Origin of the sequence: Rhizobium sp. SEMIA 4085 (assembly GCF_013004495.1) — a bacterium.
Lineage (GTDB): Bacteria > Pseudomonadota > Alphaproteobacteria > Rhizobiales > Rhizobiaceae > Rhizobium > Rhizobium gallicum.
This window is the reverse complement of record NZ_JABEPH010000119.1, coordinates 1-15,279: the sequence shown is the minus strand read 5'-3', so window position 1 is coordinate 15,279 and position 15,279 is coordinate 1. Positions and strand designations below refer to the sequence as shown.

Below are 15,279 nucleotides of genomic sequence, written 5' to 3'. Positions count from 1 at the left end.
GTATATATGCGCACCGCTCCAAACGTTGAGGTCGAGAGACTGCTCTACGACAGCAACGCCAAGGCAAGGGCACGCTTCCTCCAGGAATGGCCGGGCTTCACCAGCAAGGACCTGGCTGATGCTGCAGGACACGGATCGAAGAACAAGAGCATGACTGCTTCGCGCTGGAAGGCGAAGGGTAAGGTATTCCCTATCAAACACGGTGGTGCCGAGTACTTTCCCGCCTTCCAGTTCGAGGACGGACAGCCTCTCGAGACGGTCGGCAAGGTTCTCGCGTTGCTCGGCGAAAGGAAATCCGGCTGGCAGTTAGCCTTCTGGTTCACCTCGCCGAATGGCTGGCTTGATGGCAAGCGACCAGTCGACGTCATCAAGGACACCAAGGCTGTGGCGCAGGCTGCGGCGCACGAGGCGGAAGACATCATCGGATGATCTCCCAGCCACCTTCACCGTTTCCCGCCTCGAACTCACACGGGATCAAGGTGGGAACGAGGTTTCATCGCGTCCATGACCAGCGGTTCGATAGCTGCGCGTTCAATCCGGGAAAGGGACGGCCGAGTCGTTTCGCCCCGCTCTTTCTGAGCGGCAAGCCGATCCCGACGCAATACCTTGCCACCAATTTCGAATGCGCCGCCCACGAGACCATCTTCCACGATGTCCCGATCGACGAGCCGAACAAAACCGTTGGTGCCGACAATATCAAACCGCTTTCACACTCAGTTGTCGAGATCAAACGAGACATCGTGCTGGTGCCATTATTCGCGCCAGACCTTGCCAGGTGGCGCATTACACGGGCGGATCTGATCGACACGACGGCCGCTTCCTATGCCACGACTGCTGCGTGGGCTCTCGCAATCCACCAGAACAGGCCGGATGCGCACGGCTTGATCTGGACATCGAAACGCTGCGACCCACAACAAGCTTTGCTGTTGTTCGGAGATCGAGTCTTCGAATCCGACCTTAGCGCAATCAGCAAGACCTCGATTTATGGGAACATCGACGAAATGCGTCAGATATTAGGTTTCGCTGGTCGCGCCGATATTGCCATCGTGCTGTAAGCTCCACCGCGGCGGTTCCCCGGATGGATCAGCCTGTTGGGTCAGGCCCTGAGTGTGTACAATTCGTGAGATCGCAACCGGGTGATCCCTATGCGCCACAACCCTCTTCAGAAATGGGGTGACCGGTTGGTATAGCGAACGCTGGCGTTCCGGTTCGACCACTCCACCTCCCGCTTCGTCGCAAACGGCGGCACGACGTCGAAGAACACACCGAAGACGATCATCGTCAGGCCGAGCGCAGCACGGCCAGATTTAGGAAGGCGCCAAACTGGGAGCCCGTTCCGCCCACCTCAGTCATGTTCACAAGAAAGGCATAACCACCAGCTGCCGTAAAGATTGCCCAAAGAGTCATGGGCGAGCGGAACACACATCGACGGGTTCTTTCTTTGAAAATCGGCAGAGCACCAATCAGAACGGTAACTGTGCAAGCAGCCAATCGCATGTGGACACGGTCCAGTTCCAGGCAGTCGTCAGGCCATAGTCGATCACCGCGATCGTCATAACGACACCGAACAGTGTGCCGCCAAATTTTGCGAAGCCCTCGTTCGCCTTATGATCCGTCTCGGAATTGATGAAGATGCGCCGATCATCTTGCATGGGAAGACCTCCTATCGCTCGCGCTCGTCGCGATCCTGTTCTCTTTTCTCGTCAGCCTCGCGCTGGATTTGCTCAAGCCGCTGTATGTGCTGCTGCGCCGGATCCGTACGGGTGGTGTCACCGGCCCGGGTCGTTAAATGTTCCTGTCGCGCGCGATCAGGATCGGCCAGGTCACGCTCCTGCTCAGGGTCGGCCGGTCGGCGAGCGGGGCCGTCGCCATGTCCGATGTCTTCGTTCATTTCGGCCCGGGTATCTACACTTCTCATTTCCGTGGCCTTGGGCTTGTTGCGACCGTCGCGCGAATGTTCCGCCCGCTCGATCGCAAGCCGCAACTCTTCGTCAACCTGGGCGATCTCCCGGATCAGCGTATTGCCGGCGGCACCGAGCTCGGCAGCCTTTGCGATCTCCCGCTGCAGACCGGCTTCCAGTGTTGCCTTCTGGGAATCGAGCTTCCCGAATTCAGCTTTCTCGATCTCGTCCCGGTAGCGCTCGACCTCCACCATGACCTGATTGGCCGTCTCGACCGCGCGCAATCCATGACGGCCGACGGCATCGTCCCAGCGGGTGCGGGGGTCGTCGTCCTGTTCCCGGGCCGCGCGCTCGCCATCTCGCTCAGGCGGAACAGACCGTTCCCTCAGTTCCATCAACTCACGCCGGACATTGACATGCTCGCGAGCCGCTGTAGCGATTTCGTGGAAGCTCTTCCTTTGCTCGTCGGGCGTGACGCGCTCGGCTTGGAGCAGCGCTGTTTCGACTCGCTTCTCGTAGACTTCGAATTCCTGACGTGTCATGTGGCGCATGGTCTCGCCCTCCGAAACGACTTTCATCAACTTTACCAAACTTGTTCTGAATTGCGAGTAGAAATTTCCGTTTCCGGATCCCTCCGTCTCAACCGACTTGATCCGAGAAGCTGCTGATTCCAGTCGCTTTATCTGATTGGACGCAAACTGTCGCACATCGGAATCCTGGGCTTTTCTCGCGAGCGTCAACCATTCCTGGCGGGCGGAATTAGAATAAATCCTGCTCTCTTCCGTCCGTGCGACACTCTGCCGATCCGCTCGTTTCGCATCATAGCGCAGTTGCGCTGCGGGGCTCGTCCCCTCGTGCTGCGTGCGGCCAGCCCGGCTGGTGGGACGGACCTGGTTCCTGGTGTAGACGGCAGCACTCGCCCGCTCGCGTCGGTCCGTCATTTCCATGCGGATGCCGCGGGCACGCGCTTTCTCCGCCAGCGTTACCCTCCAGCGGCGGAAAGCAGGAATGGTCGTCTCGATTCTGTCGCCGGCATCCGAGCGCATCGCAACGATGGCGTGGACATGCACATGCGGCCGCTTGCCTCCCGCATCCTCCGCCTTTGGATCCTGGAAAGGATCGTGGAGGGAAAAAACATAGCGATGACCGGCGAACTCCTGGGCCAGGAAGTCACGAGCGGCCGCATGAAACGCCTGAACATCGGTCCCGGCTCGCGCCGACATGATCACATGCATGACATCGCGGGGCTTGCGACTGTGAAGCTGATCGCGCCATTCGAGCTGCACCAGATCACCCGCCTGCTTTGCATCGGCGATTGCATTGCCCTTGTCATCCTGGACGGCACCATGATGCCGGTCGACCAGGTCGCGCAGTCGGCTCAATCCGTAGGCGCCTCCATTCCCGTAGCCGGAAAAACGAAAGGCCATTTTCTCTTCTTGCTCTGCTCCCTCCCCGCCCAGACGACCCTGTACGATCTCCGATGCCTTCTTATCGCCAGTGAGCCGCTCGCCTTCACTGTCGCGCAGGATGGTCACACCTTCGATCCGATAACCATTCCCGTCATCGTGCGGCGTGACTGCATAGGCAAAGCTCCGGTCGCCAAACCCGCGTTTGAGCAACACCCGCGCCCGCTCGTGAACATCCACAGCCGGATCGGCGGGCTCCTTCACCTCAAGCGAGAAGGCGCCGATGTCCCGGCTCTCAGCGCGGTTCTTCATCAGATGGTCCCATTCGGCGCGGACAGTCGCCAGCTCATCGCGTCCTTTAAGTTGCTCGCCCCGCTCGTTTTCGACGACGATACCGCCATTGCGCGAGACGTAGTTGACCATCGCCCCGAGCCGCCCACCGCCGCCGAAAGACGCCATCTTGACGACAGCCGGCTGACTGCCCGAAGCGAGCCCTGCAAAACGGGATCGCATGGATGGCTCGGACGCGTGGCCCTGCCTCTTGGCCCGAGCAAAGATGCCGGACCTCTTTCCAAAGCCTAGGCGTCCGGCACCGCTGCCGGGCAGCGGCGATGCCGTCGGCACGACGCCTCCCCGGCGACGGAGTTCATCCTCGTCCGTAAATCTCCGGTGAAGAAGTGACTGCTCGCGCAAGAGCACCGTCTTCCGCCGTTCCCAGTCGGTCTCGAACGCGCCTGGAAAGAACTCCATCACGTCGCTCCCCGGCGCCGCCGCACGCCCCGTGCCGCGTAGCTTCTCAGCTCCAGAACCACCGCTGCGACGAGTCGCTGAACCTCCCTCAGTTCGAGCGCAAGGTCGGCATCGGAGAGACGACCACTGGCGTTTGCACTGCGGGCAAGCTGATTGAGGTTCACCCCAACCGACCGCATGTCCGAAATCAGCATCTCGAAGACCGCACGATCGTCGTCGGTCAGGAATGGGCGTACACCTGCCCCTTCCAGCGTCAGCGAGCGCATGAAGGCGGAAACCGTCAGGCCAGAAACCTCGGCAGCGGCGTCGATGGCGGCAAGTTCGCAGGCGCTAAAGCGGGCGTGCACGACCCGATCCTTCCGCCCGTCGGGCGATCCCAGCGCCACCGCGCCTCGACTGTCCACCGCCATCTCTGCCTCCCTAACGAAGCGCCGCAGGCGCCCATCGACGGCTCGTCCGTCGATCATCAGCAATTTGTATCACAAAATTGCGTATCCTGCCAAATGCAAGTTTACCGTTTTTATTCCAATGCTCAAGCCCTGCTTGCAGAACTTTTGCACGTCTGAAAATCGACATTTTCGTTTAATGTCGCTCTCCGGCACCAAAGCATCGATCGGCACTCTCATATAGTGCTTCGTCACCATATTATTGATTAAATTTGTTAAATGGCGTGTCTACATCGCTGATCGATGCGAAAACATCGTGTGAAACGCCAATATGAATATGAAGGAAAACCTCACCGCTACAGCGACTATCGCGTTGCAAAAGATGGCTTGACGGAAGCGGAAATAGAATAATATTTATTCTCATCAGAACCGACGCGCGAGAGAGCGGACGTTCATTTTCCAGGGAAGGAGAAGCGGGTATGGGCAGGATCTATGCCGCTGTGAGCAGCAAGGGCGGAGCCGGCAAGACGACACTGGTCACCTTGATCGCGGGCGAATACGCGCTGCGTGGCGGGCGGGTGCTTTTGATTGACGCCGACGGCAGGCTCAACCTGACCGGCTGGTGGAAACTTTGCCACAGCAAGGAGAACGTGCCGGAAAATATCGATGTCGTCATTGCGGCCTCGCATCGATCAATTGAGGCGGAGATCTTGCGTTCAAGTGTGAGTTTCGACGTGATCATCATCGATGCGCCAGGCGTCGACAGCACGGTGCAGGAAACGATCATCGGTTCCTCCGAACTCGTTCTGTCTCCCATTCAACCCGGCATCAAGGAGATCGAGGCGGCCGGACAGGCTGCGGCGAGCGTCAACGAAATCAACGATCGTGGCGGCTTGGACATCATGCACCTGAATGTCAGAACACGGATTACCGTGCCCGGACGCAACCTTGAAGCCTATCGCTATGTCCGACCCTTCGTCGCAGGCCTGCAGGAGGCTGGTTACCAGACAGCCCTTCTCGATACCGAGCTGTTCGAGCGCAACGTTTATCGGGAAATTCAAAACGGGCTCGGGACGCTGCAGATGCAGGAACTGACCGATCCTGTGAGAAAGGCCCGGCTGGAAGTGCAGACCCTTGTGGACGAAATCGAGAGCAAGCGCGGCGGCCAAAAGGGAGCTGCAAGGTGAGCAAGGGCGGGCTGTATCTCAGCGACTTCACGATTGCGGCGAAGTCTACGGCAAAGCCGGTTCCCTCTGCCGGACCGGTGGGTGCAGAGCGACCCGAGGAGGAGAGCACCCAGACCGAGGCCGATGCATCGCCGGCAATGCTGACGAAGCGCACCCCGGCCGAGCAGGAGAAACGTGCGAGAGACCGGGCCGCGATACGAGAGGATGCGCGTTCCAGTCTCAAGAACCTCAAGCGAGCCAAGCAGCGGGAGATCAAGTTCTATGTCAACGTCGCGCTGGATCAGGCGACGAAAGCACGCCTGAAACGGGCGGCCGATGAGAACGATCTCAAGATGGCTGCTGTCATGAAGGCCGCGATCGACTTCTATCTCAAGGAAAACGGCTATTGAAGGCAGCAGCTCCGCTTCCGGACAGCGCGGTGAATGGAGTTCGAACCATGCGACAGTTCCTGATCGGCGGCGAAATACAAACAGAAGATGCCGAGAGTTTCCAGGAGTGCGTGACCCGGTCCTATCGAGACAAACTTCGGCCGCTATGCCTTTGCAGAGAACCGGGCGTCGCAATGTATATCGCTAACATCGGCAATCAGCTTGTGATCAAGAGAATGCCTCTTTCTGGCAGCGACCATGACCCGGCCTGCCCCTCCTATGAGCCGCCCTATGAACTGACCGGGCTGGGCGCTCTGATCGGTAGCGCAATCAAGCCGGATGCCGCAGCTGGAACCGCCGCCCTCAAGCTCGCTTTCTCGCTTTCCAAACGCGGATCGTCGAGGGGTACAGGCGTGGGCGGCACGCAAGCCGACAGTGTGACGAACGACAGCAGGAGATTGTCGCTGCGTGCGCTGCTTCACCTTCTCTGGCATGAAAGCGGCCTGACGGAGTGGACGGTGCATTGGGCTGGCAAGCGGCATTGGTGGCAGGTCTATCATCATCTTTGCGAGGCCGCCCGCACCCTGTCGGTGCGAGGAGAAATCCTGGCGGAGCGCTTGTTTGTGCCGGAGCCGTTTCGAGCCGACGGCAAGATTGCGATCGAGCAACGACGCGCGCAGGCGATGAGCAGGCTGTTTCGCTCGGATGCAGGAGGCAAAAAGATGATGCTGCTGGCTGGGGAGATAAAAGAGTTCACCTCGGCCAGAAGCGGCCAACAACTCGTCATCAAGCAGATGCCGGGTTTCCGCTTGCATCTGGAGGAGATAGCGTGGCGGCGTCTGCAGCGGCGCTTCGAGGTCGAACTGGCATTATGGAGGCACAACGAGAATTCCCATCTGGTTGCGATCGCAACGATCGAGGGTCTCGCTGCGGGCTTCGTATCGATCAATGAGATCGCGCTGATGACCGTGACCGAGCATTGGCTGCCGATCGAGGATGCCCATGAGGAACGGCTCCTCGAAAAACTCGTGCGGTTCCGCGGCAAAACGGTAAAGGGATTGCGCTTCAATCTCGCCCGCAGCCAGCCGTTCGCAAATGCGATCCTCCCGGAACTGCGCCCTCAGCCGATGGCGCTCTATATCGTTCCGCCGAACGCCGATGACGGGTTCGAGGCGACCCTGGCGGAGATGATCGAGGCGCGGCCCGACTTGGCGGCGTGGGTTTGGCGTGTCTCTGACGGCGAAATGCCATCACTGCCCGGGGAACCAAGTTAAATCACCAAACCCGCCTTACGCATCACTGTCGTGAATCAATCGGCGCCGACCAACTCCCCTGCCCTGGTTGTCGACATGAAGCCGAAGGAGCGGGCCTCGAAGGCGCTTCATCGGGCTTAACCCTATCAGTCTCGATGGCTATGTCGATCTCGACAAAAAAGCGACCTCGATCGCCAGCCTGAAGCTTCGAACCGATGCGCCGGTCGATCCGGCGGTCCGCATGGCGAAAGCCTCCTTCAGAACGGAGGCTCAGCGCTGATGCGGCCTTCCTGCTCGGCTACCATGACCTCGCGTTCGGCGAGCGCCAGTTCAAGTTCGGCGTAGATCTGGCGGCGTTCGGCTGCATCGGCGTTCCGCAGTTCGGCCTTGAGTTCTTCGATGGTGCGGTCGAGTTCGTTCGTCATTGTCGTCTCCTTGATGTTTGTGAAAGACGACGGCCCCGGTCATCGCGGAATGCAGGGGTCAAGGAGCGCGGAACGCGACCGGCGGAGCCGGCGAGTGGGGGAGCCGAATTTTTGACGCGGCCACGCAGGGGCAGCGGATGAAATTTGGGGGAACCGCTCGTCCTTGAGGCCTTCATTCCGCCATGGCACGCTTGGACGGACTGAGCAGATTTTAGTTCCCCTGTGGCACCCGAAAAGCCGGAAGCGGGCTCAATGCCTGCTTTCGGCTTCACCATGCGGGGAAGGCCCCGCCTTTCGGCAGGGCCTCCGATGCCTTGGTTCAGGCTGCTTCACGGTTCGGGCGAGACCAGACGAGGACATAGTCGCCGTCGGCTTCGGCCGGCCACAGTGCCGCGCTGATCGGAGCGTTGAAGCTCGGGTCGTCGAGCTTGAGCGAGATATAGGGCTCGCCGCTGCCCGAGACCGCCTTCCATCCGGCTCCGACTTCGGCGCCGTTGGATACGGCTCGGAAGTCCGGGGCGTCGCGCGAGACTCGCTCGATCGAGTGCAGGCGGACCTTCATGGCAACCGTCAGAGTGCGGACGTTGCCCTGGATGACGTTGCCGTTGGTGATGAATTCGCCGATGACTGCCATGATCTCGTTCCTTTCCGTTGCTCGAGCCGCGCCCATCGCGGCCTCGATGGCGGTGGAAGGACCGGGGGCGATCGCCAACGCACCCGCCGGGGCCCCGTTGCGCCTGCGCAGCGGGGTGGACGGGCTGGAACGTAGTGGAAGGCGGGCAGGCCCGGCTTTTTTGTTTCGCGATGCAAAGCCGGAGGCGGCGGAAAAAAGCCGGAGACGCCCGTTGCGGTCAGTTGATCGAGACGCAGTCGTCCGTCGGTCACACCAGCCTCATCGAGGTCTGCGTCGGCGCACGCATGTAGAAGAGGAGGGGACCGAGGCGAGACGCATCGTCGTTCACACGCCAGCAAAGGCAACGTCGTTCAGGGCAGCGTTTTCGGCACACCAAGGAGCGTGTCCACTTATTCGGTCGGGGCCTTTGCCGATGCTGCCGATTGTCATCGGTCCTCCAGCGGCCAAGTCGCGGCCGGTATGAAAGAGATTCGCGGCGGAAGTTCGAGATTCTCTCGTCACATCCGGCAATCTCGACCGCTTCCGATCCTGCCTTTGCGGCCCGGCCGCATTGCGGAAACCACCTCATCTGATCACGGCGACGGGCAAAGCCGATACGGCTCCGGCCCCACCGCAAGGCGAGGATGTCCCCGCCTCATCATCGGGTGAGGTCGATCCGTCCGCCATGGACAGCGTGGACTGGGCGTAGCGCCTGGCGGATGTGCATGCCCCAGGTTGCATGCACTTGCGTTTTGCCGAAGTCGGGCCTCCGCAGATCTTCGGCATCGACGATCATCAACGCGCCGCGCGCAAATTGCGCACGGCAGAAACCGGCGGCCGGACGGAGTGGGAACGCGGCTTACACCGCCGCCCCTTCGTCTATCTGATCTGGTTGCAAGTGGTGCAGGTAGCTGACAGCGCGCTGCGCATGACCGGCCGCGACAAAAATTGCACGCTTGTCGCTGGCGAGAACCTTGAGCCAGGCGTCAAGATAGCTCGCATGATCGGGCCGCGGCTCGAGTTCGGGAACGATGCCGAGATCAGCGCAAAGGAAGCAACTGCCGAGCTCGGCGATCAGTTCCTCGCGGGCGCGTTCGCTTTGATCCCTGGCATAGCGGCTGAGATCGCGATCCAGTCGGTGTGGCGCCGCCGTCCAGTGGGTCATTTCGTGACTGAGGATCGCAACATAGGACGCAGCGTCGCGGAAGGCTTCCAAGGCTGGCATCTGGATGTAATCACGGGCTGGGGCATAGTATGCCGTCGATCCGCCGTGCCGGATCAGTGCGCCGGTGTTTGCAAAGAAGCGATCGGCATGTCCGATACGGACAATTGGATCCTGAACCGGTGTGACCTGATGGAAGCGCGCATCCAGTCCGGCAATCTGATCGACGTTGAAGACCGTGTACGGCTTGAGAAACGGGATATTGCGCTCAACGTCTTCGCCCATGTCGTTGGTTTCGGTAAGGATGAAGGAACTGGCGAAGACGATCAACGTGCCGGTCTCGCCCTTGCGAACCGCAGCTCCCAGTTCGCGGGCCTGGCGAAACGTCATCCAGGTTGGCGAGGTGAAGCCGCGGGCGATCGCCTCTGACCACAGAAGCAGGACGTTGATGCCAGAATAGGGTTGGCCGTTGTGGCGCAAAGGCCGGGTGATCCGGTCGTTCGCATGTGCTGATCTCCAGGGCTTAATCCAGGGCCGCACCCCCTGTTCGAGTTCGGCGATGATCTTGTCGGTGATGCGGCTGTAGATGTCGGATCGTTGGTGAGTTTGTTGCCTGCTCATGTCGAAAGCTCCGTTTCGAGGCCGCGACCATCGCGACCTGCTACGGCGGTCCGAATGTCGGGCTGCAAGCGCAGGCCAGCACCCGATAGGGCCGGAACGGACGTGGAGGACGGCAAAGCCGTTGCGGGGCGGCGCGGGCCCGACAGGACCTAAACCCGGGGCAGGACGCGATGGTCGCAGCACGCAGGGATTGTTCGACGGCTGGGGCAACATCGTGCCGAATCCGATGACTTGAAGAACGATCTCGCAAGATCGTGCTGGTAAGAACGGCCGCGGTGACCTCGTCAGCGGCCCGGTCGTGCCCGTGACCGTGCGATGTCGATGATGTCGTCGTGTGATGCGGTGGATCTTTCCAGGCAACCCACGCCGGATCTTGAAGTCGGTTTGCCGCACCTACTTCAGCTCAAAGGCGCGGTTGGGCAGATCAAGCTGTCCATTCTGGTGCAAAACCGTCGCAAGGCTGGCGCGCCGGCCGCGATCATCGATGGATTTTCATCGCACGACCGCGCAGCATTCGGGTTCAGTACGAGGGCGCGATTTGTCTTAGGAAGGCCGCAGACGTTTGACATGCAGTTGCCCTTCGGCGATGCGACGACGCCGATGATAGGGCGCGGGGCATCGTCCAGGTTAGCGATTCTTTATACCTTGGCGATCGGTGCGATGACGTGCCCCGTTAAATTAGGCCGTTGGAACTGGAATTTTTCACCGACTGCGCCGGCAAGCTTTCCGCGGGAGACACCGAGGGTGCCCCCTTATTTTTTACGCGGAAGTCGACGTGCCAGATGGGCCAGACCGCTCTTGTGAGCGCCTGCCTCTCCCGCCTGGAAGGCTGAACTCAGCTCGCGGCGGCAGGCCCGACCGTCCGGCGCAATCACGCGAACCGGGTCAGACTTCTCGCCCGCGCTTTTGCGGCTTCTTCCTCGCGGTTGCGCGGCTGTTGCGACGTTTCGAGCGCATCGAGCAGTTCGCGGGCACATGCCGCGATCGAACCGACCGCGCGCTCGAACGCCGCCTCATTGCGTTTCGCCGGTTTGGTCGTACCGCTCAGCTTTCGCACGAACTGCAGCGCAGCGTCATGGATTTCCTCGTCCGTCGCCGGCGGATCGAAATTGAACAGCGTTCTTATGTTTCTGCACATGGCTTGCTCCCAAATCTTCATTTCCTCCCCACCTTAAGGGCGGGCGGCCGCTTAAACCGCGCCAGGGGGCTATTTGCGAAATGCCCGTGTACGTTTAGATAAAGCGCCGCCAGCGGAAATCTAGAAGATTAGACCTGCTGTCAACGTCTCTTCACAATCGATCCGTAGTGAAAAGAAGCGCAAGGTAGGAGCTCATGGACAAACCCTGGACCGTCAGCCACGGACCGATCGTAGCAACAGAGTTCGATGTTCAAAAGGCAGAGGCGATCCGCGTACTGCTGATCCGTCCGATCGGCATTCTCCCCAATAAGCCAGGCGATCCGATCCGTCCCTTCGCCCTCGGCCTCTTCAACGATATCCGTGCGCTGGCAAAGCCTGATGTCAAAGCGACGGCATTGCGCCGAGCCGTTGGCTCCTTTGTCCACTCAAAACGGTACTATTTCGCGAGCGCCCAACCTGGCTCGATGCGCCATGATATCGATGGCAAGCCGGTGGAACCACTTTCGACCGAAGACCGCCTTGTTGCGCAGCAACGCTTTCTCAGCCTGAAACGAGGCAACGACGAGAACAGCGCCTCCAGTATCGAGCCGGCCGCTTCCCCAGCTCCCCCAAGCAAGACTGAACAGATCCGCGCCGCCCTTCTCAGACGGGATCGCCAGACCTGACGAGCGCCATCTATCTCGCCTTGGTGGGCAGATCTCTCATGATCTGTGCGTGGAAGAACGTATCGATCAAGAGCTGGCGCGCACAAAGCGAGCCGACAAGAATTCCCTTCCGGCCCCGCGTCAGGCGCTTAACACGGTCGAAAATCACGCCTGCGTTTGAGTTTGCCGCCCAAACGCGCGGTAACAGAGCTGCTTCGATGTCCGAACCTTCTGCAAGCGGAAAAGGCCGGGCGAACCCGGCCTTCGTACTGTCGGATCAATCGGCGTCAGGCCTGCAGGTGGTCCGCCGACATCTTGCCGGACTTGCGATCCTTGACCAGCTCATAGGTAATCTTCTGGCCGTCGTTGAGGCCACGCAGGCCGGCCCGCTCGACCGCGGAAATGTGAACGAAGACATCGCCGCTGCCGTCATCGGGCTGGATGAAGCCAAACCCTTTTGTTGCATTGAACCACTTCACGGTACCCGTCGCCATAGCGTCTTCCTTTGATCATTTAATCCTGCCGCACCCTGGTGCGCCAAATCGGAACTTGCGGCGACATAAATAGACGCTTCTGAATGCAAGGCAAAGGCAAAAATCCGCTTTGCGGCATCACACTGCCCATTCAGATCGTTAAAGTCCTGCGGTTCACCGGGCTGTCTGCCGCCGCGCTGCTTTCCTGACGATAATGCTCAGGCTTTTCCCGACTGGGATCCGCGGCGACGCTGCTTTGCAAAGTTTTCGCCATACCAATCGAGCGAGCCATTCGCATGAGCAAGCATTCAGAAGCATCATGATGTCCTCGCGGTGGGCAAACTGTCGAAATGTCGATGTAAATATCGGCCAGAAGGGCGGCGAACGAGATCGCTGAGGGATGGACGGTCCCTGCGCCGCATTGTCGTCGATTTTTGAGATCGATCGTCGATGTACTTGCGCAGGCTTGCGCCAACACAATGAACCCAGAATGTGTAACCTGTTTGCGACTATCCCCAAAACAAGGATACCGGGTGCTTTTCACACCGGCATCGCTCCATTATGACAGATTTGTGACAGTTAAATGGGATGTCGATGATCAGCTGGTTTCGTAGACTCATGCCGCGTGAAGATCGTTTCTTCGATCTCTTCGCGCAACATTCGCGCACCGTAGTCGGAGCTGCCGAAGCCTTGAACCAGTTGTTAGCTGGCAGCGAGATCGAGCGCCATTGCGAGACGATCGTTCGTCTTGAGAATGAAGCTGACGAAATCACGCGCGAGGTGATGCTTGCCATCAGGAGAAGCTTCATCACTCCTTTCGATCGTGGCGACATCAAGGATCTCATCCAATCGATGGATGACGCGATCGACATGATGCAAAAGACGGTCAAGACCATCCGTCTGTTTCAGCAGACTTCGTTCGATCCGGGCATGCAGGAGATGGGTGCGACCATCGTCCAGGCGGCACATCTGATAGCGGAAGCTATTCCGCTACTCGACCGGATAGGATCCAATGCGCCTCGGCTTACAGCCATCGCCGAAGAGGTCACTCGGGTCGAAGGTCGTTCGGACGATCTGCATGACCGGGGCCTCAAGGATCTCTTCAGCCGCTACGGCACCTCGGATCCAATGGCCTATATTATCGGCAGCGAGATTTATGGTGAGCTGGAGAGGGTCGTCGATCGCTTCGAGGACGTCGCCAACGAGATCAGCGGTATCGTGATCGAGAACGTCTGATGGAGGTTACACTTGCCTTCCCCCTGCTTGTGGGCCTCATCGGGATTGCCCTGTTCTTTGATTTTCTGAACGGCCTGCACGACGCCGCCAACTCGATCGCAACCATCGTTTCGACCCGCGTGCTGCGACCGCACTATGCTGTCTTTTGGGCAGCTTTCTTCAATTTCATAGCATTCCTGTTCTTCGGGCTGCATGTCGCAGAGACCCTTGGAACCGGCATCATCAATCCGAGTATTGTCACGCCGCAGGTGATATTTGCGGCGCTGATGGGCGCGATCATCTGGAACATTGTCACGTGGATGTTCGGCATTCCCTCAAGCTCCTCTCACGCCCTGGTCGGCGGGCTGGTTGGCGCGGGACTTGCCAAGACAGGCTTAAGCTCGATTGTCTGGAGCGGTCTGCTCAAGACGGCGGGCGCCATCGTCATGTCGCCTATGATTGGCTTTTTCCTCGCGCTTGTTCTGGTGCTCGTCGTCTCGTGGATTTTTGTACGTCAGACGCCCTTTGCCGTCGATCGTACGTTTCGCGTCATGCAATTTGTCTCGGCCTCGCTCTACTCGCTTGGCCACGGAGGCAATGATGCGCAAAAGACGATGGGCATCATTGCAGTCCTGCTTTATTCGCAGGGTTATCTCGGCCAAAGTTTTCATGTGCCGTTTTGGGTGGTGCTCTCCTGCCAGGCGGCAATGGCGCTCGGAACGCTTTTCGGCGGCTGGCGCATCGTCCATACGATGGGCTCCAAGATTACTCGCCTCAACCCGATGCAGGGATTTTGCGCCGAAACGGGCGGCGCGCTGACGCTTTTCGGCGCCACATGGCTCGGTATTCCCGTCTCGACCACGCATACGATCACCGGCGCAATCATCGGTGTCGGTGCCGCAAGACGGCTTTCGGCGGTGCGCTGGGGGCTGGCCGGAAACATCGTCATTGCCTGGGTTGTCACGCTTCCAGCCGCGGCCCTCATCTCGGCTCTCTTCTACTGGAGTTCCCGTTTGTTTGAATAGCGACAGTGTCAGGCAACGCCGAGGGATGCCAAGCTTTCATGCTCACAATGGGCCGCAATCCCATCGAACCGGAAATGCAGCGACACCGCGATCGGGTGTCGCCGCAGTCGCGCTTCGTTTTCTGCATCATACAATGCTAGGACGCGCTTCCGACAAGGGAATAGCCTACGCCTCGCACCGTTCGGATAGCCAACTGATCGCTCACGCCGAGTTTACGCCTCAGATAACGGATATAGACTTCCACGATCTTCGTTCCGGGGTCGAAATCGTAGTTCCAGACGTTGTTCAACAGTCGCTGGCGGCTGCCCACCTTGTTGGCATTGTGCATAAGGTAGCGGAGCAATTCGAACTCCCGCACGGTGAAGTCGATCTCGCGATCCGACTTCGTGACGCGGCGCGTTGCCGGATCGAGGGTTAGTGAACCGACCTGGAGAAGGTCAGTACATTCGAGCGTTGGGCGGCGTCTGCGCAGTGCCTCGATCCGTGCAATCAGTTCGTCGAACGCAAATGGCTTGACGAGATAATCGTCAGCGCCGCTTTGAAACCCGTCCACGCGGTCGCGGATACTCTCCTTGGCAGTCAGCATAAGGACGAGTACGGAGCGTCGTTCCTGCCGGATGATTCGACATACTTCAAGGCCTGTCGCTGTGCCACATCTCCGGTCCCACGAGACTCCTGTGCATCTGTTATGCCGTGTTCGGCTTGCACACAG

16 protein-coding genes and 1 pseudogene are annotated in these 15,279 nt (G+C 59.5%); 8 read left to right on the top strand and 9 right to left on the bottom strand.

Annotation, left to right across the window (positions count from 1 at the left end; all coding sequences use genetic code 11):
- Both C9413_RS14130 and C9413_RS14125 read left to right on the top strand, forming a co-directional pair.
- A pseudogene (locus C9413_RS14130) lies at positions 1 to 429 on the top strand (DUF2384 domain-containing protein); the annotation flags it as partial.
- Positions 430 to 479: 50 nt separating this feature from the next.
- Positions 480 to 1,055 (top strand): RES family NAD+ phosphorylase, encoded by a 576-nt coding sequence (locus C9413_RS14125; protein ID WP_203226227.1) that lies wholly within the window; start codon positions 480 to 482, stop codon positions 1,053 to 1,055.
- A gap of 408 nt (positions 1,056 to 1,463) precedes the next feature.
- On the opposite strand, the gene C9413_RS14120 is transcribed toward C9413_RS14125, so the two are convergent.
- From C9413_RS14120 to mobC, 3 genes are read right to left on the bottom strand one after another with little or no spacing between them, the layout of a single operon-like run.
- Positions 1,464 to 1,652, bottom strand: a complete 189-nt coding sequence (locus tag C9413_RS14120; RefSeq protein ID WP_040114575.1) for a hypothetical protein — start codon at positions 1,650 to 1,652, stop codon at positions 1,464 to 1,466.
- A gap of 11 nt (positions 1,653 to 1,663) precedes the next feature.
- On the bottom strand, positions 1,664 to 4,057 hold the full coding sequence (locus C9413_RS14115; protein ID WP_040114574.1) for a hypothetical protein: 2,394 nt from the start codon (positions 4,055 to 4,057) through the stop codon (positions 1,664 to 1,666).
- Complete coding sequence (gene mobC / locus C9413_RS14110; protein WP_040116417.1) at positions 4,057 to 4,467, bottom strand: plasmid mobilization relaxosome protein MobC; 411 nt, start codon at positions 4,465 to 4,467, stop codon at positions 4,057 to 4,059. The genes C9413_RS14115 and mobC overlap by 1 nt, the downstream gene beginning before the upstream one ends.
- 455 nt (positions 4,468 to 4,922) lie before the next feature.
- Between mobC and C9413_RS14105 the strand changes: the two genes are divergently transcribed.
- Genes C9413_RS14105 through C9413_RS14095 form a run of 3 tightly spaced genes read left to right on the top strand, consistent with a single transcriptional unit; the run spans position 4,923 to position 7,272 of the window.
- On the top strand, positions 4,923 to 5,630 hold the full coding sequence (locus C9413_RS14105; protein WP_040114573.1) for a ParA family protein: 708 nt from the start codon (positions 4,923 to 4,925) through the stop codon (positions 5,628 to 5,630).
- Positions 5,627 to 6,019, top strand: coding sequence for a hypothetical protein (locus C9413_RS14100; protein WP_223844114.1), 393 nt, complete (start codon positions 5,627 to 5,629; stop codon positions 6,017 to 6,019). The genes C9413_RS14105 and C9413_RS14100 overlap by 4 nt, the downstream gene beginning before the upstream one ends.
- A gap of 47 nt (positions 6,020 to 6,066) precedes the next feature.
- Positions 6,067 to 7,272, top strand: a complete 1,206-nt coding sequence (locus C9413_RS14095) for a DUF1173 domain-containing protein (protein WP_040116415.1) — start codon at positions 6,067 to 6,069, stop codon at positions 7,270 to 7,272.
- A 236-nt stretch (positions 7,273 to 7,508) separates the two neighbouring features.
- Here C9413_RS14095 and C9413_RS14090 read toward each other — a convergent pair whose 3' ends face one another.
- From C9413_RS14090 to C9413_RS14075, 4 genes are all read right to left on the bottom strand, one after another.
- A complete protein-coding gene (locus C9413_RS14090; protein ID WP_170250566.1) occupies positions 7,509 to 7,676 on the bottom strand; it encodes a hypothetical protein in 168 nt (55 codons plus the stop codon).
- Positions 7,677 to 7,995: 319 nt separating this feature from the next.
- On the bottom strand, positions 7,996 to 8,310 hold the full coding sequence (locus C9413_RS14085) for a DUF736 family protein (RefSeq protein ID WP_040116414.1): 315 nt from the start codon (positions 8,308 to 8,310) through the stop codon (positions 7,996 to 7,998).
- Positions 8,311 to 9,148: 838 nt separating this feature from the next.
- The gene (locus C9413_RS14080; protein ID WP_040114572.1) at positions 9,149 to 10,072 is read right to left on the bottom strand and encodes a zincin-like metallopeptidase domain-containing protein; all 924 of its coding nucleotides are present in this window, start codon (positions 10,070 to 10,072) and stop codon (positions 9,149 to 9,151) included.
- A gap of 871 nt (positions 10,073 to 10,943) precedes the next feature.
- Positions 10,944 to 11,210, bottom strand: a complete 267-nt coding sequence (locus C9413_RS14075; RefSeq protein ID WP_040116413.1) for a DUF2277 domain-containing protein — start codon at positions 11,208 to 11,210, stop codon at positions 10,944 to 10,946.
- A gap of 194 nt (positions 11,211 to 11,404) precedes the next feature.
- On the opposite strand from C9413_RS14075, the gene C9413_RS14070 reads away from it, so the two are divergent.
- Positions 11,405 to 11,875, top strand: coding sequence for a ProQ/FINO family protein (locus tag C9413_RS14070; protein ID WP_040114570.1), 471 nt, complete (start codon positions 11,405 to 11,407; stop codon positions 11,873 to 11,875).
- Between the two features lie 266 nt (positions 11,876 to 12,141).
- Here the strand turns inward: C9413_RS14070 and C9413_RS14065 are convergent, their stop codons facing one another.
- Positions 12,142 to 12,348, bottom strand: a complete 207-nt coding sequence (locus C9413_RS14065) for a cold-shock protein (protein ID WP_170250565.1) — start codon at positions 12,346 to 12,348, stop codon at positions 12,142 to 12,144.
- Positions 12,349 to 12,921: 573 nt separating this feature from the next.
- Between C9413_RS14065 and C9413_RS14060 the strand changes: the two genes are divergently transcribed.
- Both C9413_RS14060 and C9413_RS14055 read left to right on the top strand, forming a co-directional pair.
- The gene (locus C9413_RS14060; RefSeq protein ID WP_040114569.1) at positions 12,922 to 13,563 is read left to right on the top strand and encodes a DUF47 domain-containing protein; all 642 of its coding nucleotides are present in this window, start codon (positions 12,922 to 12,924) and stop codon (positions 13,561 to 13,563) included.
- Positions 13,563 to 14,567, top strand: a complete 1,005-nt coding sequence (locus C9413_RS14055) for an inorganic phosphate transporter (RefSeq protein WP_040114568.1) — start codon at positions 13,563 to 13,565, stop codon at positions 14,565 to 14,567. The genes C9413_RS14060 and C9413_RS14055 overlap by 1 nt, the downstream gene beginning before the upstream one ends.
- A 136-nt stretch (positions 14,568 to 14,703) precedes the next feature.
- On the opposite strand, the gene C9413_RS14050 is transcribed toward C9413_RS14055, so the two are convergent.
- On the bottom strand, positions 14,704 to 15,279 hold the full coding sequence (locus tag C9413_RS14050) for a response regulator transcription factor (protein WP_246703753.1): 576 nt from the start codon (positions 15,277 to 15,279) through the stop codon (positions 14,704 to 14,706).